The organism is Pseudomonas nitroreducens NBRC 12694, from assembly GCF_002091755.1.
Lineage (GTDB): Bacteria > Pseudomonadota > Gammaproteobacteria > Pseudomonadales > Pseudomonadaceae > Pseudomonas > Pseudomonas nitroreducens.
Genome location: NZ_BDAI01000002.1, coordinates 454976 through 478598, shown reverse-complemented (window position 1 = coordinate 478598; position 23623 = coordinate 454976). Strand labels below are relative to the sequence as shown.

Annotated in this window: 27 protein-coding genes; 13 read left to right on the top strand and 14 right to left on the bottom strand. The window is 65.8% G+C overall.

Features of this window, described 5'->3' with window-relative positions:
* The first annotated feature begins 25 nt into the window (after positions 1 to 25).
* A complete protein-coding gene (locus tag PNI01S_RS08055) occupies positions 26 to 1027 on the top strand; it encodes a zinc-dependent alcohol dehydrogenase family protein (protein WP_084357786.1) in 1002 nt (333 codons plus the stop codon).
* 239 nt (positions 1028 to 1266) lie between these two features.
* On the opposite strand, the gene PNI01S_RS08045 is transcribed toward PNI01S_RS08055, so the two are convergent.
* Together PNI01S_RS08045 and PNI01S_RS08040 are read right to left on the bottom strand one after the other, a co-directional pair.
* Positions 1267 to 2310, bottom strand: coding sequence for an NAD(P)-dependent alcohol dehydrogenase (locus PNI01S_RS08045; protein ID WP_084357785.1), 1044 nt, complete (start codon positions 2308 to 2310; stop codon positions 1267 to 1269).
* Between the two features lie 22 nt (positions 2311 to 2332).
* Positions 2333 to 3337, bottom strand: coding sequence for an aldo/keto reductase (locus tag PNI01S_RS08040; protein WP_037017645.1), 1005 nt, complete (start codon positions 3335 to 3337; stop codon positions 2333 to 2335).
* Between the two features lie 371 nt (positions 3338 to 3708).
* Between PNI01S_RS08040 and PNI01S_RS28300 the strand changes: the two genes are divergently transcribed.
* A complete protein-coding gene (locus PNI01S_RS28300; protein WP_159457343.1) occupies positions 3709 to 3873 on the top strand; it encodes an aldo-keto reductase family protein in 165 nt (54 codons plus the stop codon).
* 42 nt (positions 3874 to 3915) lie between these two features.
* Here PNI01S_RS28300 and PNI01S_RS08035 read toward each other — a convergent pair whose 3' ends face one another.
* Together PNI01S_RS08035 and PNI01S_RS08030 are read right to left on the bottom strand one after the other, a co-directional pair.
* Positions 3916 to 4845, bottom strand: coding sequence for a carbon-nitrogen hydrolase family protein (locus PNI01S_RS08035; protein WP_084357784.1), 930 nt, complete (start codon positions 4843 to 4845; stop codon positions 3916 to 3918).
* Positions 4846 to 4874: 29 nt separating this feature from the next.
* Positions 4875 to 6197, bottom strand: coding sequence for an MFS transporter (locus PNI01S_RS08030; protein WP_024765802.1), 1323 nt, complete (start codon positions 6195 to 6197; stop codon positions 4875 to 4877).
* Positions 6198 to 6277: 80 nt separating this feature from the next.
* On the opposite strand from PNI01S_RS08030, the gene PNI01S_RS08025 reads away from it, so the two are divergent.
* Entirely contained in the window at positions 6278 to 7204 is a 927-nt protein-coding gene (locus PNI01S_RS08025; RefSeq protein ID WP_024765801.1) for a LysR family transcriptional regulator, read from the top strand.
* 70 nt (positions 7205 to 7274) lie between these two features.
* Here PNI01S_RS08025 and PNI01S_RS08020 read toward each other — a convergent pair whose 3' ends face one another.
* Positions 7275 to 7469, bottom strand: coding sequence for a cytoplasmic protein (locus tag PNI01S_RS08020; RefSeq protein WP_256576569.1), 195 nt, complete (start codon positions 7467 to 7469; stop codon positions 7275 to 7277).
* Positions 7470 to 7612: 143 nt separating this feature from the next.
* On the opposite strand from PNI01S_RS08020, the gene PNI01S_RS08015 reads away from it, so the two are divergent.
* The gene (locus PNI01S_RS08015) at positions 7613 to 8311 is read left to right on the top strand and encodes an MOSC domain-containing protein (RefSeq protein ID WP_084357783.1); all 699 of its coding nucleotides are present in this window, start codon (positions 7613 to 7615) and stop codon (positions 8309 to 8311) included.
* A 1-nt stretch (position 8312) separates the two neighbouring features.
* Here PNI01S_RS08015 and PNI01S_RS08010 read toward each other — a convergent pair whose 3' ends face one another.
* A complete protein-coding gene (locus tag PNI01S_RS08010) occupies positions 8313 to 9263 on the bottom strand; it encodes a DMT family transporter (protein WP_084357782.1) in 951 nt (316 codons plus the stop codon).
* Between the two features lie 137 nt (positions 9264 to 9400).
* Between PNI01S_RS08010 and PNI01S_RS08005 the strand changes: the two genes are divergently transcribed.
* Positions 9401 to 10315, top strand: a complete 915-nt coding sequence (locus PNI01S_RS08005; RefSeq protein WP_084357781.1) for a LysR substrate-binding domain-containing protein — start codon at positions 9401 to 9403, stop codon at positions 10313 to 10315.
* Here PNI01S_RS08005 and PNI01S_RS08000 read toward each other — a convergent pair.
* From PNI01S_RS08000 to PNI01S_RS07985, 4 genes are all read right to left on the bottom strand, one after another.
* Positions 10286 to 10777, bottom strand: a complete 492-nt coding sequence (locus PNI01S_RS08000; protein ID WP_065084056.1) for an HIT family protein — start codon at positions 10775 to 10777, stop codon at positions 10286 to 10288. The two genes, PNI01S_RS08005 and PNI01S_RS08000, sit on opposite strands and share 30 nt — an antisense overlap.
* A gap of 59 nt (positions 10778 to 10836) precedes the next feature.
* The gene (locus PNI01S_RS07995; protein ID WP_084357780.1) at positions 10837 to 11526 is read right to left on the bottom strand and encodes a class I SAM-dependent methyltransferase; all 690 of its coding nucleotides are present in this window, start codon (positions 11524 to 11526) and stop codon (positions 10837 to 10839) included.
* 17 nt (positions 11527 to 11543) lie between these two features.
* Complete coding sequence (locus tag PNI01S_RS07990; RefSeq protein ID WP_024765795.1) at positions 11544 to 11930, bottom strand: hypothetical protein; 387 nt, start codon at positions 11928 to 11930, stop codon at positions 11544 to 11546.
* Positions 11931 to 12034: 104 nt separating this feature from the next.
* The gene (locus tag PNI01S_RS07985; RefSeq protein ID WP_065084057.1) at positions 12035 to 12466 is read right to left on the bottom strand and encodes an Rrf2 family transcriptional regulator; all 432 of its coding nucleotides are present in this window, start codon (positions 12464 to 12466) and stop codon (positions 12035 to 12037) included.
* Between the two features lie 144 nt (positions 12467 to 12610).
* Between PNI01S_RS07985 and PNI01S_RS07980 the strand changes: the two genes are divergently transcribed.
* The 3 genes from PNI01S_RS07980 to PNI01S_RS07970 all read left to right on the top strand — a co-directional run bounded on the left by PNI01S_RS07980 (position 12611) and on the right by PNI01S_RS07970 (position 14246).
* Complete coding sequence (locus PNI01S_RS07980) at positions 12611 to 13114, top strand: GNAT family N-acetyltransferase (protein WP_024765793.1); 504 nt, start codon at positions 12611 to 12613, stop codon at positions 13112 to 13114.
* A 108-nt stretch (positions 13115 to 13222) separates the two neighbouring features.
* Positions 13223 to 13666, top strand: a complete 444-nt coding sequence (locus PNI01S_RS07975) for a nuclear transport factor 2 family protein (RefSeq protein WP_084357779.1) — start codon at positions 13223 to 13225, stop codon at positions 13664 to 13666.
* A gap of 67 nt (positions 13667 to 13733) precedes the next feature.
* A complete protein-coding gene (locus PNI01S_RS07970; protein ID WP_084357778.1) occupies positions 13734 to 14246 on the top strand; it encodes a thioredoxin family protein in 513 nt (170 codons plus the stop codon).
* A 274-nt stretch (positions 14247 to 14520) separates the two neighbouring features.
* On the opposite strand, the gene PNI01S_RS07965 is transcribed toward PNI01S_RS07970, so the two are convergent.
* Together PNI01S_RS07965 and PNI01S_RS07960 are read right to left on the bottom strand one after the other, a co-directional pair.
* Positions 14521 to 16926, bottom strand: a complete 2406-nt coding sequence (locus PNI01S_RS07965; protein ID WP_084357777.1) for a TonB-dependent siderophore receptor — start codon at positions 16924 to 16926, stop codon at positions 14521 to 14523.
* Between the two features lie 192 nt (positions 16927 to 17118).
* On the bottom strand, positions 17119 to 18030 hold the full coding sequence (locus PNI01S_RS07960) for a LysR family transcriptional regulator (protein ID WP_084357776.1): 912 nt from the start codon (positions 18028 to 18030) through the stop codon (positions 17119 to 17121).
* Positions 18031 to 18161: 131 nt separating this feature from the next.
* Here PNI01S_RS07960 and PNI01S_RS07955 point away from each other — a divergent pair, with 131 nt between their 5' ends.
* From PNI01S_RS07955 to PNI01S_RS07935, 5 genes are all read left to right on the top strand, one after another.
* On the top strand, positions 18162 to 18896 hold the full coding sequence (locus PNI01S_RS07955; protein WP_024765788.1) for an SDR family NAD(P)-dependent oxidoreductase: 735 nt from the start codon (positions 18162 to 18164) through the stop codon (positions 18894 to 18896).
* 34 nt (positions 18897 to 18930) lie between these two features.
* Positions 18931 to 19143 carry a tautomerase family protein gene (locus tag PNI01S_RS07950; protein ID WP_024765787.1) on the top strand — a complete coding sequence of 71 codons (213 nt, stop codon included), beginning with the start codon at positions 18931 to 18933 and terminating at the stop codon, positions 19141 to 19143.
* Between the two features lie 110 nt (positions 19144 to 19253).
* Positions 19254 to 20450 (top strand): MFS transporter, encoded by a 1197-nt coding sequence (locus tag PNI01S_RS07945; protein WP_084357775.1) that lies wholly within the window; start codon positions 19254 to 19256, stop codon positions 20448 to 20450.
* A gap of 58 nt (positions 20451 to 20508) precedes the next feature.
* Entirely contained in the window at positions 20509 to 21012 is a 504-nt protein-coding gene (locus PNI01S_RS07940; protein WP_084357956.1) for a DUF2938 domain-containing protein, read from the top strand.
* A 153-nt stretch (positions 21013 to 21165) separates the two neighbouring features.
* Entirely contained in the window at positions 21166 to 21372 is a 207-nt protein-coding gene (locus tag PNI01S_RS07935; RefSeq protein WP_084357774.1) for a hypothetical protein, read from the top strand.
* A 120-nt stretch (positions 21373 to 21492) separates the two neighbouring features.
* Here PNI01S_RS07935 and PNI01S_RS07930 read toward each other — a convergent pair whose 3' ends face one another.
* Both PNI01S_RS07930 and PNI01S_RS07925 read right to left on the bottom strand, forming a co-directional pair.
* The gene (locus tag PNI01S_RS07930; RefSeq protein WP_084357773.1) at positions 21493 to 22938 is read right to left on the bottom strand and encodes a SulP family inorganic anion transporter; all 1446 of its coding nucleotides are present in this window, start codon (positions 22936 to 22938) and stop codon (positions 21493 to 21495) included.
* Positions 22939 to 23041: 103 nt separating this feature from the next.
* Positions 23042 to 23599 (bottom strand): TetR/AcrR family transcriptional regulator, encoded by a 558-nt coding sequence (locus tag PNI01S_RS07925; protein ID WP_084357772.1) that lies wholly within the window; start codon positions 23597 to 23599, stop codon positions 23042 to 23044.
* Positions 23600 to 23623: the final 24 nt, after the last annotated feature.

Below are 23623 nucleotides of genomic sequence, written 5' to 3'. Positions count from 1 at the left end.
AATCAATTTCGTATGGGAGCATCACATGGAAAGCATCAAGACCCGCGCCGTGCGTTTCCACCAGTTCGGCGGCCCGGAGGTCCTGCGCATCGAGCCGGTGGAGGGTCGCCAACCCGGCGTGAACGAAGTCAGCATCCGGGTCAAAGCCCTGGGACTGAACCGCGCCGAAGCGCTGCTGCGCACTGATCGCTACATCGAGAGCCCGCAGTTCCCCTCCGGGCTAGGGCTGGAAGCCACGGGCGTGGTCGAGGCGGTGGGCAGCGCGGTGCGCGGGTTCGCGCCGGGCGACGCGGTGAGTGTTCTGCCGCCGACCTCGATGCAGCAGGACCCGACCCACGCCGAGCGCCTGGTGGTCCCGCAAGCCCGCCTGGTGAAGAACCCGCCGGGGCAGGCCTGGAGCGACGCCGCGGCCACCTGGATGCAGTACCTCACCGCCTATGGCGCGCTGATCCAGGTAGCCGGGCTGCGCGAGGGAGATTTCGTCGTCATCACCGCCGCGTCGAGCAGCGTCGGCCTGGCCGCCATCCAGATCGCCCGTCGCGCAGGCGCGGTGCCCATTGCGGTGACCCGCACGTCGGCCAAACGCGAAGCCCTGCTGCAGGCCGGCGCCGCCGAGGTCATCGCCAGCGAGGAGGAGAACCTGCGCTCACGCCTGCTCGATATTTCCGGCAAGGCCGGCGTACGGGTGGTGTTCGACCCGGTGGGCGGCCCCATCTTCGAACCGCTGACCGCGGCCATGGCCGAAGGCGGTATCCTCATCGAGTACGGCGGCCTGAGCCCCGAGCCCACGCCCTTCCCCCTCTTCGAGGTACTCAGTCGCTCGCTGGTCCTGCGCGGCTACCGGGTCTACGAGGTACTCGAAGATCCGCTGCGCCTGCAGGAGGCCGAGGATTACATTCTCGCCGGCCTGGCCGATGGCTCGCTGCGCCCGGTGATCGCCCGCACCTTCGCCTTCGACGAGATCGTCGAGGCCTACCGCTACCTGGAATCCAACCAGCAGTTCGGCAAGGTGGTGGTCACGCTGTAGGCGCAGCAGGCGGCCAGCCGATGTGCCGTCGCTCGCCGGGCATGATTGACTGAACCTGCGGCTACCGGCCTACGGCGGGCTGACGGCCTGGGATTCAGCAACGACGGTCACGGGCAAGGCCCGCGTCGAGGGGCAACTGCCCCTCAACAGCGGCCCGCACATTCTACGCGCCGCCCTGGAGGTTTCGGCCTGCCTATCTCCCCGTCGACATGCTCACCGAAAACGCCCGGCGCGGCGCCTCAGGCCAACGTCGCGAGATCGATGACGAAGCGGTAGCGCACGTCGGAGCGCTCCATGCGCTGGTAGGCCTGATTGATCTCGTCCATGCGGATCATCTCGCACTCCGGCAGGATGTTCTTCCTGGCGCATAAATCGAGCATCTCCTGGGTTTCGGCAATGCCGCCGATGGGCGAGCCGGCGATGCGCCGCCGGCCGAGCAGCAGCGGTACGGTGCTGATCTCGTCCAGCGGGCCGACCTGGCCGACCAGCACCAGGGTGCCATCCACGTCCAGCAGCGGCAGGTAGGGCTTGAGGTCATGCTTTACCGGCACGGTATCGATGATCAGGTCGAAGCCGTTGGCGGCGGCCTTCATCGCAGCGGCGTCGGAGGACGCCAGCAGCGCATCCGCGCCCAGCTCCAGGGCATCCTGGCGCTTGTTCGCGGTGCGGCTGACCACGGTGACGCTGGCGCCCAGGCCGACCGCCAGCTTCACCGCCATGTGTCCCAGCCCGCCGAGACCGACCACGCCGACACGACTGCCCGGCCCGACGCGCCAGGTGCGCAGCGGCGAATAGGTGGTGATACCGGCACACAGCAACGGCGCGGCCCTGCTGAGGTCCAGGCCGTCCGGCACGCGCAGGACAAATTCCTCGCGCACCACAAGCTGCTTGGAGTAGCCGCCCTGGGTCGCCTCGCGGGTCACGCGGTCACGGTCGTTGTAGGTTTGGGTGTTACCTTCGCGGCACAGCTGTTCCTCGCCCTTGCGGCACTGATCGCACACCTGACAGGAATCCACCATGCAGCCCACCGCCACGGCGTCGCCGACCCGGTAGCGGGTGACCTTCGAGCCGACGGCGCTGACCCGGCCGACGATCTCGTGGCCCGGCACCATCGGGTAGCGGCTGAAGCCCCAGTCGTTGCGCGCCTGGTGCAGGTCGGAGTGGCAGACGCCGCAGTAGAGGACGTCCATCGCCACGTCATTGTCGCGCAGCGAGCGGCGTTCGAAAGTGAAGGGAGCGAGCGGGTCCTGCGGGTTCTGCGCAGCATATCCAAGGGTCTTCATCGGCATTGCTCCTCAAGGTGATTCAACGGGCCGGGCGGCCTTCCACGGGATAGGCAGGATCGCTGTAGCCGGGAGTGGAGGCGTGGCCGGGCGGCACCAGGCTGTCCACCAGGGCCTCGTCTTCGGCGGTCAGTTGCAGGTCCAGTGCCGGCAGGTAGCCGTCCCAGTGCGCCTCGGTACGCGGGCCGGCGATGATCGAGCTGACCAACGGGTTGTTCAGCACCCAGGCCAGGGCGAACGCGGCCGGCGTGGTACCGCGGGCCACCGCGTGCTCGGCGATGCGCTGGGCGATCTGCAGGGATTCGGGACGCCATTCGGTCTGGTGAATGCGTTTATCGCCACGGCCAACGCGGGAGTCCACTGGCGGTTCGGCGCCGGGCCGGTACTTGCCGGTCAGTATGCCGCGGGCCAATGGGCTGTAGGGCACCACGCCGATGCCGAAGTGGCCGGCGACCGGCAGCTGCTCGACCTCGGCGGTGCGGTCCACCAGGTTGTACAGCGGCTCGCTGCAGATCGGCCGATCCATCCCCAGCTGGTCGGCCAGGCGCACCACCTCGGCGATGCGCCAGCCGCGGAAGTTGGACAGGCCGTAGTAGCGCACCTTGCCCTGGCGGATCAGCTCGCCCACCGCGCGCAGGCCCTCTTCCAGCGGCGCGGCGACGTCGGTGCGATGGAAGTAGAGGATGTCCAGGTAGTCGGTGCCCAGGCGGCGCAGGCTGTCCTCCACCGACTGGTAGATCCACTTGCGCGACTGGCCGCGCTGGTTCGGGCCATCGCCCAGGGCATTGCCGAACTTGCTGGCGATCACCCAGTCATCCCGGCGGGCGGCGACCGCGCGGCCGACCACCTCTTCGGAACGGCCCTTGTGGTAGACGTCGGCGGTATCGATGAAGTTGACGCCCTGCTCCCGGGCCTTGTCGATGATGCGCCGCGAGGTCGGCTCGTCGGTCTCGCCGCCGAACATCATGGCGCCCAGGCACAGGGGCGAGACTTTCAGGGCGCTGCGGCCCAGGTAACGGTATTCCATGCAGTACTCCTCAGGCGGCATCGCGCTCGGCAAACACTGGGCGGGCGAAGCCCTCTGCGGTAGAGGTCGAAAGCCCGCCGGAATAGGAAGCCAGGTGAGTGATGGATCAGCTCCTCGCGGGCCAGGCCATTGTCCAGCGCCTTGGCCAGGTGGATATGCAGTAGGTTGACGCGCGCCATCGATTAAGGGGGGAAACGCGTTTGGAATCATGAAGGACTCTCATGAATGGCCCGGCGTGCCGCCGTCCAATCATGTTGAAAGTCCTTGAGTAAAGCCCATTCCAGACGTTTCGCAGGGCAATTCTGTCCTTCCTGCTCGTGATGCGCGCGTAGATCGCCATCGCCTGGCGGTTCGCGCGGCATCTCTGGATCGTGCCGGTTCCCGGCACCACCAAGGCATCGCCTGGAGGAAACCTCGGCGCGGCAACGCTGGAACTGGACTCCACCGACCTGGCTGCCATCGAAGCCGCGCTGCGGCAGATCGAGAGCGTCGGCGAGCACCATCCGGCACATCTGCAGCAACGGGTGGGTCGCTGAGGCAGGGAAAGCCCGGTGCCGGATGGCACCGGGCATTGGCGATCAACCCTCGAAAGTGACCGGGCGCAAAGGCGCGGTATTCACCTTCAGCTCGAACACGTCCGGCCGCGCGTAGTGGCCGCACACGTCGAAATCGAGGTTGCCCTGGTTGAGCTGGCCCATGTCGAGGTCGGCATAGAGCTCCGTCTCGCAGTCGAACACCGGCCCGGCCAGCACCTCGCCCAGCGGGCTGACGATCATGCTGCCGCCGCGCATCACGTAATCGTCTTCCTTGAAGTCCAGGCCGAACGCCTCGCGGTGCTGCTGCGGATACTCGCCCAGGCGGATGGCCTGGCACGCGGAGAGCACGAACACCCGCCCCTCAAGGGCAATGTGCTGCATGGAACTGGCCCAGGACGGCCGATCATCGGCGGTCGGCGCGCAATACAGCTCAACGCCCTGGGCGAACATGGCCTGGCGCAGCGCCGGCATGTAGTTCTCCCAGCAGATGACGCTGCCCAGCACGCCGATCTCGCTGTTCACCGGTTCGATCGTCGAACCGTCGCCGAAGCCCCACACCAGCCGCTCCTGACCCGTCGGCATGAGCTTGCGGTGGTAGCCGGCGATCCCACGCCCCGGCACCAAAGTAACGGCGGTGCAATACAGGGTGCGGCCGAAGCGCTCGATGATGCCGACCACGGTGATCACGCCGGTCTGTTCGACGAACTCGGCCAGCGCGGCCAGCTCGGGGCCGTCCAGCGCCACGGCGCCTTCGACGTAGCGCTGGTACAACTCGCGCCCGGCGCCGCTGCGGTTGCCGATCACGCTGCCGAAGCTGGCGCCCTTGGGATAGCCGCCGATGTATGCCTCGGGAAAGACCGCCAGCCTGGCGCCCTGCTCCGCCACGCGGCGCAGGATGCCGCCGGCCTTCTCGACGCTGGCCATCGGCTCGTAGGGAACGGCGGCGGCCTGGATGATTGCTACACGGGTCATGGGGACTCCTGACTGCGGGTGATAAGGAACTAGAAGCGGTTGATGTCGTTGTCGCGGGTTTCCGGCAGGGTCTTCCACAGCACCAGCAGGCACACCAGGGACACCACGGCGAGATAAGCCGCAGGCAGATTCGCGTCGCCGGTCTGGCGGATCAGCGCCGCGGCGATGAAGGGACCGGGGCCGGCGAGAATCGCCAGTGCCAGGTTGTGGCCCAGCGCAGCCCCGGTGGAGCGGATCGAGGCCGGGAAGACTTCCACCAGCAACACCACGTCCATTACCGCGGTGATCGCCACCAGCACGCCCATCACCGTCAGCCCGACCAGGATCGCCAGTGGGTTGCCGGTGTTGAGCAGCAGGAAGATCGGATAGGCGAGAACCGTCAGCGCGGCAGCCGCGCCGAGCAGCAGCTTGCGCCGGCCGATGCTGTCGCTGAGGCGGCCGATCAGCGGGTTGACGATGACGTAGACCACCAGCGCGATGCTGCACAGCCACAGCGCGCTGCTGCGCGGCAGGCCAACGGTGCTGACCAGGTGGTTGTTGGCGTAGGTGATGAAGTAGTACAGCGAGACGCCAAACAGCGCGGAGAAGGCGAAGGTGGTGATGAAGGCGCGGCGGCGCACGGCCTTGCTCGGCGCGTGGACCTGGTGCGAATCACGCTGGCGTACCATCTCCTCGTAGACCGGCGTATCGCCCAGCTTGCGGCGGATGAACACGGCGATGCCGGTCATCACGATGGACGCCACGAACGGCAGGCGCCAACCCCAGGCCGCCAGTTGCGCATCGTCCAGCGCCGAGGAAATGCTCGCCGCGGTGAAGGTGCCGAACAGGAAGGCCAGCCCCGCCGTGCCGGTGATCACGCTGGCGGCGGTGGCGCGGCGGTTCGACGGCGCGCTCTCGACGATGTAGATGCCGGCGCTGGACCACTCGCCGCCGACCATCATGCCCTGGATGAAGCGCATGACGATCAGCAGGATCGGCGCGGCGATGCCGATTGCCTCATAGGAGGGCAACAGGCCGATGATGGTGGTGCACACGCCCATGCCGAACACCGTGATGATCAGCACCGCGCGGCGGCCGAAGCGGTCGCCGACAGGGCCGAGGATCAGCGCGCCGAAGGGCCGTGAGAGAAAGCCGACGGCGAACACTGCCAGCGATGACAGCAGCGACACGCCCGGCGCGCTAGAGGGGAAGAACAGCATACCGATCACGGCGGCGAAGTAGCCGTAGATGGCGAAGTCGAACCACTCCATGAAGTTGCCGATGCCGACCGCCATGGCCCGCTTGCGGATATCCGACTGCCCTTTGCTGGTATGGATACTGCTAGCACCCACGCTTTGCGAAATCGCGTCCACAGGACTCTCCATCCCTTGTTATGTTTGTGTGGACGCCAGACTAGGAAGCCCCACGACCGCAGGGCAAACGATTAGGAAATATGAGCCGGATTAACGTACGTAATATCGCGCGGATCGACCTGAACCTGCTGCTCACTTTCCACTGCCTGATGACCGAGCGCAGCGCCACCCGCGCCTCGGCCATGCTGCACGTAACCCAGGGCGCGGTGAGCTCGGCCCTGCGCCGGCTGCGCGAGCATTTCGGCGATGAGCTGTTCATCCGCACGGCTTCCGGCATGCAGCCCACGCGCAAGGCGATGGAGCTGGCACCGAAGATCGCCGAGGCGTTGACGTCTATTTCCGGGGTGCTGGGCGCCGAGCCGGATTTCTCGCCGCGCGATTCCAGCTACGTGTTCAATATCGGCCTGTCCGACGACATCGAGGCCTACCTCGCCCCGCGCATCGTCAATGCCGCAGCCGCGGAAGGCCTGGGTGTGAGCTTCGCCTTCCACCAGAGCAACAGCTCGCTGTGGAAGCAGTCCCTGCAGGACCCGGACATGGACCTGGTGATCTGCAGCGAGCCCAAGGACTTCAACACCAGTTACTCGTCGCAGGTGTTGTTTTCGTCGTCCTACTCGTGCCTGTTCCGCTCCCGTGACCGTGCGGCGGTCGAGCCGATTGCCCTGGAGGAGTACTTCGCCGCGAATCACGTGCGGGTCTCCTACGACGGCCGGCGCGGCTTCATCGACGACATGTTCGAAGCGGCAGGCTACGCACGGCGCGTCACCGCCTCCTTCACGCACTTCAGTGGCGCGCTGACGACGCTGATGAGCAGCGACGTGATCGCCACCATCCCCAGCTTCGCTGCCGAAAGCTACGCGGCGATGGCCGACCTGAGTGTGAGCCCGGTGCCCTTCCCGGTGCCGTCCTTCCGCTGCTTCATGGTCTGGGACATTGCCCGGCACAACAAGCCGCACCACCAGTGGCTGCGGCAGTTCATCGGCGAACTGGCGCAGAAGCTGGGCTGACGGGCCAGCTCTGCCGGGCTCTTGGCCTACAGCTTGTCCAACGCCAGGGGTCGATACAGCGGCACGCTGCTCAGCACCTTGATGCCCTCGGGAGACTCTCCAACAGGCGACGCTCGCTGTCGGCCACCAGCAGTTCCAGGCCATAACCCAGCTCGCCCAGACAACAGGCAATGCTGCTCACGGCCTCGTTCGCCCACGGCAGGTCGGAATCGAAATGGCCGAGCAACCGGCCATGGCGCTGAATGATCAGACGGTACTTCTGCATGGAAATCTCTCGACGAAGAATCGGACTGGAATGAATCCTGGTATCGAATCGAAACCTTGACAGAGCTTACCGATCTGGCCGATTTTGTCCATGTAGTTTTTGATCGATACCATATCCACTCGCTTCGCCAGGAGAGTTCCGCGATGAACCTGCCCTCCACCCGCCTCGATGCCCTGCTCACTGGCCGCGCCGTGCCTTTCACCCGGCCAGGCTCGCGCAGCGCCATTGCCAAGCTGCCGCGCCAGGCGGCACTGAGGGTGACCAGGCTGGGCCTGGAAAGCGACGAGCAAGGTGATCTGCGTGTGCACGGCGGGGTGGAAAAGGCCATTCACCACTACCCCCGCGAGCACTACGCCGACTGGTCCGCCGAACTGGGCGAACACCCGCTGCTGAGCCAGCCCGGCGCATTCGGCGAGAACTTCAGCAGCACCGGCTGGACCGAACGCGATCTCTGCCTGGGCGACCGCATACGCGCCGGCACGGCGTTACTGGAGGTGTCGCAGGGGCGCATGCCCTGCTGGAAGCTCAACGACCGCTTCGACGTGATGCAAATGGCCCTGCGGGTGCAGGAGTCGGGACGTACCGGCTGGTACTACCGGGTGCTGGAGGAAGGCACCGTGGCCGCCGGTGCGACGCTGGAAGTGGTCGAGCGTCCGTATCCCGACTGGTCGCTGCAACGGCTCTCCGCCGTGCTGTTCGACAAGCGCGTGGATGCCGATATCCTGCGCGAATGCCTGGAACTGCCGCTGCCGCCGAACTGGCGCCGCACCCTGTCGCGGCGCCTGGAGAACGGCGCGGTGGAAGACTGGAGCCCGCGCCTGGAAGGCGCGCCGAGAGCCTGACTCAGGACTCCACGGCGCGAGCCGGAACCTGCGCCGGCGCGCGGTGCAGGCCGATGGCCCAGAGCACGCCAACGGTGAGCAGAACAATTGCCAGCGCTTCCACCGGACTGGGCAAGCGCTGCTCGTTGATGTAGGCATAGGCGCAGGCGAACAACGTCTCGAAGACGATCAACTGCCCGCCCAGGCTCATCGGCAAGCGGCGCGTCGCCGCGTTCCACAGGCCATTGGCGACCCAGGAACCAAACACGGCGAGGAACAGCGACACCCAGAGGAACGCCATCCAGCGCTCCGTGGAAATGCCACTCGGCACTGCCTGCGGCGCAATCAGCACGCCAACGCCCGCCAGTATCACGGCCATCACGCCCGTCACCACGCCGATCAGCGTCGACCATTCATGACTGTTGAAGTGGCTGGCCTTCAGGTAACGCGCGTTGGCGCTGGCATACCAGGACCAGCAGGCTACGCCGCAGAAGCCGCAGACAATGCCGAGAATGCGCTCGCCCGAGGTACTGCCGGACGCCATCAGGACCGAGGGGTCGAGGTTGATGCAGAGGATGCCCAGCGCCACCAGCGCCAGCGGCAGCTTCATCCGCGACAGCGGCAGCGAATCATGTTCCGAACGGCTCTGGTAGGCGATCGCCAGCGGCATGATGCCGTTGATCAGCGAGGCCGCCGCCACTCCGGCGAACTGCACCGCCGCCGAGAGCAACGCGAAGTACAGCAGGTTGCCGGCCAGGGACAGGCGTACCAGCATCGAAAGGTCTTCGCGGCTGACCCGGCGCAACAGGCCGAGGGCCACCGGCAAGGCGATCAGCAACGAGAGGGCGCCATACAGCGCGAAACGCACGGAGCTGATCAGCAGCGGGTTGAATTCCGGCACCAGCGACGGCGCCAGGATCACGCCGCCCCAGATTGCGCCTGCCATGCCTGCGTAGACCACCCCGCGTTTCATCTCCAACGACCTCGATACTGCAATGAATGCCTAGAAAGTGCCGCCACGGTAGCGGCTGTGCTAGCTTCTGACCAAGGATAAATCCGCACCGAGACATTCCCCTGAGGAATGCCTGACGTTTTTACTGGAGCCCCGTCATCAGCCGATATCTGCGCACCCTGCCGCCCCTGGAAACCCTCATCAACTTCGAGGCCGTTGGCCGCTGCGGCAGCTTCACCCAGGCCGCCACCGAGCTGTTCCTCACGCAGAGCGCAGTGAGCAAGCAGATGCGGGCGCTGGAAAGCAGCCTCAAGGTGCCGCTGTTCGAGCGCAAACCGCGTGGCGTCACCCTCACCGCTGCCGGCGCGGAGCTGCTGAGCACCGTGGACATGCTGCTGGAGCGCCTGCAGCACAGCGTGCGACGCATCCGCAACGTGCACCAGAGCAACGCCGTGTCGGTACTGGCGACCCACGCGATGGCGCAGTTCTGGCTGTTCCCCAGGCTGATCGAGTTCAACAAGGCGCATCCCGGCATTGCCGTGCATGTGCACGCGATCAACGAGATGGACGAGGCCAGCCTGGTGGATTTCGACCTCGGCATCCTCTACGGCGCAGGCGACTGGACCACGCTGGACAGCCGCTTCGTGCTGCCGGAAATGGTCTATCCCGTCGCCCGCCCGGACTTCGACGCTTCGCGCATCATCAACCTCGACCAGCTTGCCGCCGCGCCGCTGGTGCAACTGGATACCTCGGCCTGGAGCTGCCTGGACTGGCACGACTGGTTCGGCCACTTCGGCAAGGATTACCAGCCGGCGGAAAGCGACCCGGTGTTCAACCAGCTCACCCTCGCCTACCGCGCCGTGCAGCAGGGCATGGGCATCGGCCTGGCCTGGGGCTTCATGGCCGACGAAGCGGTGGCCAGCGGCGAGATGCAACGGGTGACCGACCTGGCCATGGTCACCGAGCGCGGCGAATACCTGGTGTCGCTACGCCCTCGAGAACTGTCGCCGGCCGCGCAGCTGTTCCATGACTGGCTGCTCGCATCACTGGGCCTGGGTGAAGCGACCGCGTAGCAACTCGATCACCTGCCCGATCGACGGCCCCTGCAGCGCTGGGGGGACGGGCGCCTCGCCGAACTCGCGCCAGACGAAAAGGGTCAGCTCGGCGCCGTCGGTCTGGGTGGCGGCATCCTCGATATGGGCGAACCGGCTCAGCGTGCGATAGCGCTCATCGGCCCAGAACAGTTCCTCCACCCAGGCGTACACCGGGATGAAATGGAAGTGGATCGGGAAGCCTGGCGAGTGACCGAAGCGGCCGATGTACAGCCATTTGGGTTGCAGCGTCTGTTCGAGGATGCGCTGGACCTTCGCCATCAGTCCGCCCATTTCAGCCAGCGCGGCTTCCGGCAGGTCGGCCAGGGAGCCCACCGGCTGCTTCGAACCAAGCATCAGGTAACCCGGCAGGGCGGACGCCAGATGGTGGTTGAGCAGCCAGTGCCCGGTCTGGTGGATGACGTGGGAGGAAGGAATCTGCATCGACTGGCGTCCGGCGAAACGGGACGCCAATCTAGCAGACACAGCTCTTGCAAGGGCGCTCAGGCGAGCGCGACCCAGCCGCGGAAGGCGAAACCGACGTAGAAGGCCTCGATGCGGCTGAAGCCGGCTTCCCAGAGCAGCGCTTCGTCCTGCTCGGGAGTGAGGATGTTCAGGTGCGCATCCACGGCGCTGCGAGCCTGCTGGGCGTTGGCCGGTTCCATCCCCGAGCTGACGGCGAAATCGGCATAGCGCGACAGCCAGCGCGCCCGCTCGCCAGCGCCTTGCGGTACGCACAGATGCGCCATGACGAAGGCAGAGCCGAGCTTGAGCCGGGAGTGGATCTCGCGCAGCGTGCGCAGGCGCTCCGCCTCGGGCAGAAAGTGCAGCGTCAGCAGACAGGCGCCGCCTTGGAACGGGCCCGGCGGTGCGTCATCGATATAGCCCTGCAGCAGGTCGGCCCGACGAGCGTGCGGCCCCAGCATCTGTGCGGCCACCGCGAGCATCTCGGCAGAAGGGTCGACGCCAGTGAAGCGCCAGGACGGCTGGGCCTCGGCGAAGGCCCGCAGCTCCATGCCGCCGCCCGCGCCGAGCACCAGCAGGTGGCCGTCGGGCGGCGCATTCTCGGCCAGCAGGATGGCGGCCATGCGGTGCAGGTCAAACAGGCCGGGGACGAAACGTGGCGGATTTTCCGCATAGCGCGCGGCGGCATCAGGATCGTGGAACGGGGCCATCAGTTCGGAGTGGTTCACGGCGAGTCCTTTCGACGTCATTCGGAGGCGAACAGCTTTTTCAGTTCCCGCTCGCGGACGGCCTTGGCCATGGCGGTGAGGAACACCTTGAACAGCAGGCCGCAGAACAGAGCGGTCAAGGCGACGGTAAAGAAAGTCGCCACCAGCCAGTCGACCGCCGCCCAGCCGCTGGCGATCACTACCGGACGGTAGACCAGGGTGCCGGCGATCACCACCCAATGGCTGAAGCAGTAGAAGCACTGGAACAGGTGGCCGACCTGCGGGTGAATCTTCCAGGCCAGCGCGCGCAGGGGTGCGAAGAGTTCGGTCTGGGTGACGGTCATGGACAGGGCGGATGCGGCGATGGCCAGCGCCAGGCAGGTCCACAGCGCACCGGCCAGCGGCGAGTTCAGGAGGTCGATCATGAAGGGATTCCTGGTGGGTTCGGATTCTTTCGTTACTTTTAAAGTATCGTGATTGAACACACAGGGTCAACGCTCGGTATCGAGCGATGTTCATCGAGGGAGGGTCAGCGGTCCTGCGGGTAAAGCGTGCTGAAACGCTCGGCGAGATCGGCCAGCGACACGGCGCCCAGGCGTTCCAGGAGGATCGCCGTGGCCTGCTCCATGGCGTCCTGCAGCGCGGCGTTGACCACCTTTTCCACCAGGCAGTCCGGGTGGACGTTGTCGAAGCCCATGGCGAACAGGCGCTCGCTGCCCACCGCGCGGTAGACGTCCAGCAGCGTGACCCGGGCCAGGTCGCAGTCCAGCGTCCAGCCGCCGCCGTGGCCCTTCTCCGAGCGCACGTAGCCGGCCTCGCGCAGGCCGCCCATGGTCCGCCGGACCACGGCCGGGTTGGTGCCGAGCATCCGGGCGATGTGCTCGGAGGTCACGGGCTGGTCGTCACGGGCCATGTGCAGCAGCACGTGGAGCATGCGCGAGAGGCGGCTGTCGGTTCTCACTGCGGAATCTCGAAGGGAAATGCGACAGCATCATCGCATCGCGCCACTGCAAGCTTCAAACCCCTCGGCCACTGGCATTGCGATGGGAATGGGCGACAATGGCGGCCACGCGCCCTCCTCCGACTCGCTGCGAGCCTCCCGACCATGAACGATCTTTCCATCCAGCTGGTGCAGGCCGGCCCCGAGCACCAGGACCTGATCCGCAATCTCTACCAGTACTACGCCTACGAGTCATCGGACTGGGAAGACGAGGACGTGGAGGTCGACGGCCGCTTCTACATCCACGAAGAGCACCTGGCGCGCTACTGGAGCGAGCCGGATTGGAGCGCCAACCTGATCCTCGCCGACGGCTTCATCGCCGGCTTCCTGCTGGTGGAAGGCAGCGAGCTGCCGGGCATCGATGCGCTGGAGCTGTCGGACCTGTTCGTCCTGAAGAAGTACCGCCGCCTCGGTATCGGCCGCGCGCTGGCCAACCAGGTGCTGCTGGGCAATCCGGGGCCCTGGCTGGTGCGTTTCTACGCACAGGACGAGGTCGCGGCAGCTTTCTGGAAGGCCGTATTCGCCGACCTGCCGCGCCCGGTGCAGAACGTCGAGCCAGGAGACGATCCGCAGTTGATGAGCTACCTGATCAACCCGGCCACGCACTGATGGGCTGTACGCCAGGATCAGTCTTCTGTCATTTCCGATCATTGAGCGACTCGCCAACCCGGCCGTATCGTCCTGAGTGAACAACAAGAACCCTCAGGAGGTATTCCCGTGACCGCACTGAACCTGCATCCCCAGGCCGCCGCTTCCCTGGCCAGCTGGCACCAGATGGTGGCTGCCAAGAACCTGTCCAACCTGCCGCAACTGCTGGCGCCCAACACGGTGTTCCGCTCGCCCATGGCGCACACGCCCTACCCCGGCGCCCCGGTGGTCTCGACCATCCTCAACACCGTGCTGCAGGTGTTCGAGGACTTCACCTACCACCGCGAACTCGCCACCGGCGACGGCCTGAACGTCGTGCTGGAGTTCAGCGCTACCGTCAGCGGCAAGGAGCTCAAGGGCATCGACATGATCCGCTTCGACGAAGCCGGCAAGATCGTCGAGTTCGAGGTAATGGTCCGCCCGCTCAGCGGCCTGCAGGCCCTGGGCGAGGAAATGGGCCGGCGCCTGGCGCCCTACCTGGCGGCAGCCAAGGCGCAGGCCGCGAAAGCCTGACGGCCGGATTGCCGGCCACGGGGATTTCTGCTGGGATGAGCCCATCACCCGTTTCAAGGAAATCCCCATGGCCTCCTATGAGGAACTGTTCGCCATCGGCGAAGGCTTCGACGCCTTCGTCGCCCACGGCCTGCCCGCCGAGATCGCTGGCGTCCGCAAGGTCCAGCAGCAACTGGCCGAGCCCGGTTCGATCAGCGCCGAAACCCTGCGCCGCATCCAGGCCATGGAGGGCCACTACCGCCTGCTGATCGCCGGCGAGATGTGGTGCCCGGACTGCCAGATCAATGTCACCGTGATGGACCATCTGCAGCGCCTGCAACCGCGCGTGGAACTGGCCGTGATCACCAAGGGCCGCGCCGAGGACGATCTGCGTGAGCGCATGGCGCTGGACCGTATCCTGATTCCCGTCGTTCTGGTGCTGGATAGCAGTTTCCAGCCAGTGGGGCGCTTCATCGAACGGCCGCTGGAAGTGGTGGCCGGTGGCGATGCACTCAAGCCGGCCTACCGCGCGGGCGAGTATCTGGAGAGCACGCTGCGCGACCTGCTCGATCTGTTCGAAAAAGCCGAAGGCCGCGCCTGACCCCCTGCTTGCAGATAGGTAGGGCGCATAACCTGGAACAGGTCATCCGCCGGCACTTTGCGGCGGATAACGCTGGCGCGTTATGCGCCCTACGGAGCTGCCGGAAAGGCAATCGTAGGATGGGTGGAGCGAAGCGATACCCATCAACGGAGTTGCCGGCCAATCGATGGGTATCGCTTCGCTCCACGCCATCCTGCAAAGGCACCGAAGGCCTGTAAGCCGAAAGCAAGAAAAAGCCCCGCAATGCGGGGCTTTTCCGTTCAGGCCAGGCGGATCACATGGAGTACTTCACCGTGAACATCAGGTTGCGCGGCTCGCCGTAGTTCAGGTTGCCGAAGCTGATCCCGCTGTAATAGTACTTGTCGAAGATGTTGTTGAAGTTGACCCGGGTGTCGATGTTCTCGTTGACCTTGTAGCCAAGCATGGCGTTGGTTACCGTGTAGCCGCCCTGCTGGAAGCCGGTGGTGGTGTCCTCGGTCTGGCTCTGGGTCACCAGGTTGCCGCCGACGCGCCATTGGTGCAGTTCACCCGGCAGGGTGTAGCTGGTGGCGAGCTTGAACAGGTGGCGCGGCTTGCTCGGGTCGAACTGTTTGCCGACGTTGTCCTCGTTGCTGTCGTGCTTGTACTTGGCGTCGACGTAGGTGTAGCCGGCCATGGCCTGCCAGTTCTCGGTGATGGCACCGCTCACTTCCATGTCCACGCCCTGGCTGCGCACCTTGCCGGAGGCGCGCGAGCAGTAGATCGAGGTTGGCGAACTGGGGCACGGCGAGGGGCCGCTGGTGTCGTCGGTGGCGCGGTTTTCCTGGTCGATCTGGAAGATCGCGAGCTGGGTATTCAGCGCACCGCCGAAGTGCTCGCCCTTCAGGCCGATCTCGTAGTTCTTGCCGGTGATCGGGTCGAGCAGGCTGCCGCTGGCGTCGAAGTTGCTCTGCGGCTTGAAGATGTCGGTGTAGCTGGCATAGACCGAGTACACGTCGTTCAGGTCGTAGACCACGCCGGCGTAGCGGGTGACGTTGCGGGTGACCTTCTGGGTGCCGGTGTCGTTGTGCGGGTCCGCCTCGTACCAGTCCAGGCGCCCGCCGAGGATGACCTTCAGTGGGTCGGCGACGTTCAGGCGGGTGGTGACATAGGCGCCCTTCTGCTCCTGGTCGAGCTTCATGTTCCAGAGGCTCATGTCGATGTTCGGCTTCTGCACCGAGCCCGGGTCCCACTTCGTCGGGTCGAACGGGGTCACTGGCGAGCCATCGTTGTAGGTCAGGTCACCCCAGCCGCCGTGGCCGTCGAAGCGTTCTTCGCGGTAGCTGCCGCCGAACACCAGTTCGTGCTCGCGGCCAAAAGCCTGGAACGGGCCGTTGGCGAAGGCGTCGTAGCTCTGGTGGTCGTCGGTGTAGGCGTATTTTCCCGGCCCCATGGTCATGGTCGGGCAGCCTTCGGTGTAGTAGCAGCTGTTGTACAGGCCGAGCATGTCGATGCGCGCCCACAACTTGTCGGCGGCGACCTTCATCTGCCAGCCGTTGTCGAAGCGGTGCACCACGTCGCCGAACAGGTGGGTCGTAGTGGTATCCCAGTAGGACCAGTCGGCGCCGTAGTAATCGGAGCGCTTGAGATCCAGGTGGCGGCCGCCGAGCGGCGCCGGCAGGCCCACCCAGTTGTCGTTCTTGTTGTCGTTCTGGTAGGAAGCGCCCAGGGTGAGGGTGGTGTCCGGGTTCAGGTCGGCTTCGGTGATGCCGTAGAGCACGCCGCGCTCGCCGCTGACCACGTCCTGGAAGCTGTCGCGGGTCTCGTAGGCGGCCACCGCGCGGCCGCGCAGGGTGCCTTCGCTGTTCAGCGGGCCGGAGACGTCGACCTGGCTGCGGTAGCGGTCCCAGGTTCCGGCGCTGCCTTCCAGGCTCATGTGGAAGTCCCGGGTCGGGCGCTTGCGCACCATGTTGACGGCAGCGGCCGGGTTGCCGGCGCCCTGCATCAGGCCGGTGGCGCCGCGCACCACTTCGACACGGTCGAACATCGCAAGGTCCGCCGCGGAAATCACGTCCTGTGTGTAGGTGGAAATGCTGGTTGCCAGGCCGTCGTACATGATGTTGTCGACGTCGAAACCGCGTGCGGCGTAGCTCACCCGCGCCGGGCCGTACTGCTGCACGGTCATCCCGGTGACGCCGCGGATCGCGTCGTCGAGGTCCTGCATGTTCTGGTCTTCCATCTGCTGGCGGGTGACCACGCTGACCGACTGCGGCGTCTCGCGGACGGTCATGTTCAGCTTGGTGGAAGTCTGCATCACACCGGTGGTGTAGGAGCCGGTACCTTCGGTGGTGCCGGGCGCCACACTGGCGGCGCCGACGATTTCGGTCGCGCCCAGGTCAACGCTGTCGTTGCCCGCTGCCTTGCTGCGCACGGTGCCGCTGACCTGGGCGCTGTTGCCGTCGACCGTGCCTTGCAGGCCGCTGTCCGCGAGCAGACGGTCGAGCGCCTCGCCCGCCTCCATGTTGCCCTTGAGTGCCGGCGCGCCCACCTTGGCGACCTGGGCACGATCATAGGAAATCCGCATTCCGCTTGCGGACTGCAGTTGCTCCAGGGCAGCGGCCAGGGGCTGCTTGGGCAGGTCGATGACCACGGGGGCGGCGACCGCGGAGAGAGCAAAGGTGGAGAGACCGAGCAGGAGCGCTCCCGACGCTACGTCTTTCATCTGCTAAAGGATCCTTCGGTGCGAGGTTTGCGCTCTGAAGGCGCAATGACTCGGGTTGGCAAATGCCAGCGTGGTGGAGCGCCAGCGGGGAGCCAAAGTGTATGCAGATGTAAATTACTTGTAAATGCGAATGCGTCGCACAAACGACTATTACAACCGCTGGCGCGGCCACATCGTCCGTTTCTCCAGCGCTCACCGGCGGCGCGTTTCCAGCATGAACTCGATGAATGCACGCACCCGCGACGGGACATGGCGCGCGTGGGGATAGATCAGCAGGAATGGCCGTGTGGTCCGGCCGTAGTCCTTCAGCACTTCCACCAGCTCGCCCCGCTTCAACTCCTCCTCCACGGTGAAGCGGTAGGCCTGCATCAGCCCTCCCCCGCACTTGGCCAGGCTGGCGGTAGCCAGGTAATCCTCCAGCACCGTGAGACTGCCGGACGTCTCGATCTCGACCGGCTTGCCGTCGACCCGGAACGACCAGGGCACGCGCCGCCCGGTACTGGGCAACTCGAACTGGATGCACTCGTGATGAACCAGTTCCTCCGGTGTCTGCGGCGTACCGGCGTGCGCCAGGTACTCGGGCGTAGCGACGATCACGTTCTCCGCGTCCTCCAGGCGCCGCGCCACCAGGGTGGAATCCGCCGGGTCGCGACCACGGATGGCCAGGTCATAGCCCTCGTTGGCGAAGTCGATGTTGCGGTTGCTGACATGCACATCCACCTGCACCTGTGGGAAGCGTCGGCGGAACTCGGGCAGCAACGGAAACAGCCGGTAGTGCGCATAGGGCGTGGGCACGCTGATGCGCAGACGCCCGGACACGACGCTCTGGCCACCGCTGACAGCGCGCTCGGCGTCCACCAGTTGGGTCAGCGCCTGGCGGCATTGCTCGAAGTAGTTGCGGCCGTCATCGGTCAGGCGCATCTGCCGCGTGGTACGCACGAACAGCCGCGCGCCCAGGCGTTCCTCCAGTCGCGCCACCGAGCGGCTGACCGCCGCCGGGGTGATTCCCGCCTCGTTGGCGGCGGCAGTGAAGCTGCCGGTTTCCGCGGCGAGGCAGAACAGCTCGATGCTGCCCAGTTGCAGATCGTCGAAGTGGCGAGTCATGGCCTGCCCAATTGATTACATGAAGTATCAATTCAAATGCCATGGGCCTCATTTTTCAAGTAGCGAATGCCGCCTAGATTGGCCTCCAAGACGCGGGCACTCCGCCCCGCCCCACTCTCGGAGATTCCCCCATGAGCAAGACCGTCATCGTCACCGGCGCCTCCAGCGGCCTCGGCTTCGCTATCGCCCGCGCCTACCTGGAACGCGGCTACAACGTGGTCGGCAACGCCCGCACCCAGGCGCGCCTGGAGGAAGCCGCGGCGAAGCTGGGCAACCCGCACAACTTCCTCGCTGTGGCCGGCGACATCGCCCGGCCGGAAACCGCCAGCCGCCTGTTCGCCCAGGCTATCGAAGCCTTCGGCCGGGTGGACATCCTGATCAACAACGCCGGCATCTTCATCCCCAAACCCGTCATTGATTACACTGAGGAAGAGGTCAACGCCATCGTCGGCACCAACCTGATGGGCTTCTTCTACCCTTCCCAGGCGGCCGCCCGGCATATGTCGGCCAATGGTTCCGGGCACATCGTCACCATCACCGCGTCCATCGCCATGCAGCCCAACGTGAAGGTCCCGGCCTTGCTGCCGGTATTGATCAAGGGTGGCCTGAACAGCGCGGTGCGCGGCCTGGCTCTTGAGCTGGCGGCGTCCCGGGTGCAGGTCAACGCCGTGGCGCCGGGGATCATCGAGACGCCGCTGCACGCCAGCGATGAAGGCACCCACGCCTTCCTGCGCAGCCTGTCGCCCAGTGGCCAGATCGGCAATCCGCAGGATATCGTCGAAGCGGTGCTCTACCTCACCGACTCGACCTTCGTCAGCGGCGCCGTGCTCAACGTCGATGGCGGCTCCACCACTGGGGTCTGGTAAGCAGCCCCGTCGCGAACAACAACGGAGAACCGACATGCCCTATGTGAATATCCAGGTAACCGACGAAGGCGTCACCGCCGACGAACGCCGCCAGCTCATCGAAGGCGTCACCGAACTGCTGGAACGCGTGCTGCGCAAGCCGGCCGCGAGCACCTTCGTGGTGATCCAGGAAATCCCCACCGACAGCTGGGGCGTGGGTGGCGAGACAGTCAAGGCACTGCGCGCCAGGCAGAAGGGCAGCAGCTGACCCAGCGGGCACGCCGGGGGCTCGCCAGAGCCGCCGGCGCTTGCCATGCACCAAGCTGGTGCTGATAGGATCGGGAGCCCACCCGCCCCTATCGACAGCCGAGGCATGGAATGCTCGTCGCCCTCAAGCGTTACCCGCTACAGGTCAACCTGCTGCTCGGCGGCACCTTCCTGCTGACCATGGGCCGGGCCATCACCCTGCCCTACCTGGTCATCTATCTCTCCACCCAGTTCGGCCTGCCGGTCAGCCGCATCGGCCTGATCATGGGTGGCGCATTGTTCGGCGGCTCGCTGCTCAGCCTCTATGGCGGCTTCCTGATCGACCGGATGCCCGGCTTTCGCCTGATCCTCGGCTTCGGCAGCTGTTTCGTCGCCGCCTTCGCCGGCATGCTGCTGACCAGCCAGCTGTGGCTGTTCTTCCTGTTCCTGCTGGGCTTCAACTTCGCCTACTCGGTCACCGACGTGGTGGTGAAGACCCTCTTCGGCCGCCTGCTGCCAGCCGGAGAACAAGGCCGCGCCTTCTCCGTCCGCTACACGCTGATCAACCTCGCCTATGCCATAGGCCCCTTCATCGGCGCGGCACTGGCGCAGTGGCACACGCATGTTCCCTTCGTCGTCTCCGCAGCCCTGGGCGGCCTTTTCCTGCTGGCCTTCCTGCGCTACGGCGACCGCAGCATGCGCCCGGCGCAAGGGACGGCGCCGCCGTCCTTCATTGCCGTGATGGGGGTGCTGGCGAAGGACCAGCGGCTGATGTCCTTCACCATCGGCGGCGTGCTCACCGCCGTGGTGTTCGGCCAGTTCTCCGCCTACCTGTCCCAGTACCTGGTGGCCACCGGAACGGCGGAATACGCCTACCAGGTGATCCAGACCCTGCTCGGGGTGAACGCGGTGACGGTGATCGCCCTGCAGTACCTGCTGGGCAAGCGCATCGGCAACGAGCACCTGCAGCGCTGGCTGATCGTCGGCCTGGGATTGTTCGTGCTCGGCATCATCGGCTTTGGTCTTTCCCACAGCCTCTGGCACTGGGGGCTGGCGATGGTGGTGTTCACCCTGGGCGAAATCATCGTGATCCCCGCCGAGTACATGTTCATCGACCGCATCGCCCCGCCGCACCTGCGCGGCATCTACTACGGTACGCAGAACCTGGCCAACCTCGGCGGCGCCTTAGGGCCGATCCTGGTGGGCTGGTTCCTGGCACTGTTCGCCCCGCACTGGGTGTTCGTCATGCTCGGCGCCTTCATCATTGGCGGCGGGGTGTTCTACGTGATCGGATCTTCGCTGGGCAATCGCCCCACCGCCGGCCCTTGACCTCAAGTCCACTTGAACCGGGATGCTGGGCTCCATCGACTCGCTCAAGGAGCCCCGCATGCCTTACTCCCTCTTTACCCTGCTGCACATCGCCGCCATCGGCATCGGCGCCACCCTGCTGATGGACGGCTGGAGCATCCTGCGCAAGCGCCTGCTGGGCATACCGTCGCTGGACTATGCGCTGGTCGGCCGCTGGGTCGGCCATATGCCGCGCGGGCAGTTCCGCCACGCCGCCATCGGCAGGGCGGCCCGCGTGCGCGGCGAGCGGGCGCTGGGATGGATCACCCACTACCTGACCGGCATCCTTTTCGCACTGGCCCTCGTCATCCTCGACACCCCCTGGATTTGTGAACCTGTATTGATGCCCGCCCTGCTGTTCGGTCTGGTGACGGTGCTCATGCCATTCCTGCTGATGCAGCCAGCACTCGGCCTGGGTATCGCCGCGGCTAACAGTTCCAATCCTGTCAAAGCCCGCCTGCACAGTTTGCTGACTCACCTGATCTTCGGGCTCGGCCTGTACCTGGCGGCTCGCCTGCTTGCCACATTCATGTGCAGCAGCTGATCAGCCCCCGCAGCAGTCGTCACAGGTCCGAAATCCTTCGATGGCGAAGTCCGCAGCTCCGAAGGCATCCTCGTCATCGAGGTGAAACGCTGAACCGAGCCCCCTGCGGGTGAAGCGCTCCCCGACACTGACCCACCACCTATCGGAGCCCCCATGCGAAACCTGAACTGCGACGTGCTGCGCGCCGTACGCACCACCGCCTTCAACAATGAGGTCGCCGCCGAGTTGCTCCGCGAATTGAGCAGCTGCAGCGTCAGCGACGAGCAGGCAAGACGCATCCGGTGCGCCGCCCGCCAGCTCATGCTGGATGCCGACACGCTCGAATACGTCTGGGAAAAGCTCAGCGGCGGATCCGCCTGACGCTCCTTGCCGCAGCGAGCGCGGTCCTACACCTCCTGGATCACCGATTCAGCGCGAAGCTGCCTTCCACGGCAATCCCCCCACAGCACATGCACAGCGAAGGGCCTGTTCCCCCTGCACTCAGGCGGCCTGCAGACCCGCCCGCTTGAGCAGTTGCTTGCAGCGCTCGGACAGGTGCACCACGCGCAATTGCTTGCCGGCTTTGGCGTAGCGCTCGCGCAGGGTCATCAGCGCCGCGATGGCCGAGTAGTCGACGAAGCTCAGGTGCGCGCAGTCCAGGGTGACCTGCTGCGGGTCGCCCGCCGGGTCGAACTGGTTGAGGAAGGGCGTGGTGGAGGCAAAGAACAGCGTGCCGTGGACGCGGTACAGCTTGCTGCCATCCGATTCGTCATGGATATCCGCGTACAGCTCGCGGGCATGCTTCCAGGCGAAGTCCAGCGCCGCCAGGATGATGCCGCAGAACACCGCCATGGCGAGGTCCGTTGCCACGGTGATCGCGGTCACCGCGATGATCACCAGCACATCGCTCAGCGGCACCTTGTTCAGTACCCGCAGCGAGGCCCAGGCGAAGGTCTGCTGGGACACCACGAACATCACGCCCACCAGCGCCGCCAGCGGAATCCGCTCGATCAGCGGCGAGAGGAACAGCACGAAGAGCAGGATCATCCCCCCGGCAACCACGCCGGAGAGCCGGCCACGGCCACCGGAGCTGAGGTTGATCACCGTCTGGCCGATCATGGCGCAGCCGCCCATGCCGCCGAACAGCCCGGAAACGATATTGGCGCCGCCGAGCGCCACACACTCGCGGTCCGGGAAGCCGCGGCTCTCGGTGATCTCGTCGGTGAGGTTGAGGGTCAGCAGCGTTTCCAGGATGCCGACCATGGCCATCAGGAAGGCATAGGGCGCGATGATCCGGAGGGTTTCCAGGTTCCAGGGGATGTCCGGCAGCGCGAACGTCGGCAGGCCGCCGGCGATGTGCGCCATGTCGCCCAGGGTGCGCGTCGGCAGGCCAAGCAGGTAGACCAGCAGGCCCACGCCGAGGATCGCCACCAGCGCCGGCGGCACCGCGCGGGTCAGCTTCGGCAGCAGATAGACCACCGCCATGGTCAGCACTACCAGGCCCAGCATCACGTAGAGCGGATTACCGCTCAGCCAATGCTCGCCGTCCTTGAAGTGTTCCAGCTGCGCCAGGGCGATGACGATGGCCAGGCCGTTGACGAAGCCGAGCATGACCGGGTGCGGCACCATGCGCACCAGCTTGCCCAGGCGCAGCGCTCCGAACAGGATCATGATCACCCCGCCCAGCAGCACCGTGGCCAGCAGGTACTGCACGCCGTGCTGCACTACCAGCGCAACGATTACCACCGCCATCGAGCCCGCAGCGCCGGAGACCATGCCGGGACGGCCGCCGAACAGCGCGGTCAGGGTGCAGAGGATGAAGGCGCCGTACAGCCCCATCAGCGGGTTGAGGTGGGCGACCAGGGCAAAGGCGATGCACTCGGGCACCAGCGCGAAGGACGTGGTGAGTCCGGCCAGGACATCGGCACGTAGGCGGGCGGGTTTCATTTATCTACTCGGAACGGGGACTTCGAAGGGCCGGCAATGGTACGGAAAACCGCCCTGCCCGGCCACCGCTCCAGCGCTCTTCCGGCCGCGGTGCGGCCTCAGTTCATGGCTTCACCAAGGCGCCATTGAGGAACAGTTGCTCCAGTACCTGGGCGGAACTCGAGCTGGCCGCGCGGCCGTAGCGCTCGGCGTCGACCATGCCGTAGAGCATGGAGAGGAAGAGTTCGGTGAACACCGCCGCAGTGATGTCGATACGGAACCTGCCACTCTGCTGACCGCGCAGGAAGAAGGCGTCCACCGCCTCCGTGTAGTAGCTCCAGCGTTCGGTCGTCGCCTGCATGTCGAGGTTTTCCGCGCGGTACTGGAACAGCAGGAAGTTGAGCATATCGCGATGTTTTAGGTGCTCGGCGATCAACTGCCGCAGCGCCTCCAGGGGTTCTGCCTGTTGCAGCTGCGAAGCCTCGAGAATCTGCCGGATCACCACGTGCCCATAGTCCTCGAGCATTTCCATCAGCCCGTCGCGGGTGCCGCAGAAGCGATGCAGCGTCGCCTTGCTCACCCCCGCCGACTCCGCCAGCTCCTTCAGCGTCGCCCTGGGGCGGTCGACGATGGCAACAGCCAGCGCCTTGAGCAGACGTTCATCGTGGGCGGAGAGAGTCATTCGGGGCCTCGTGTCAGGTGGCGG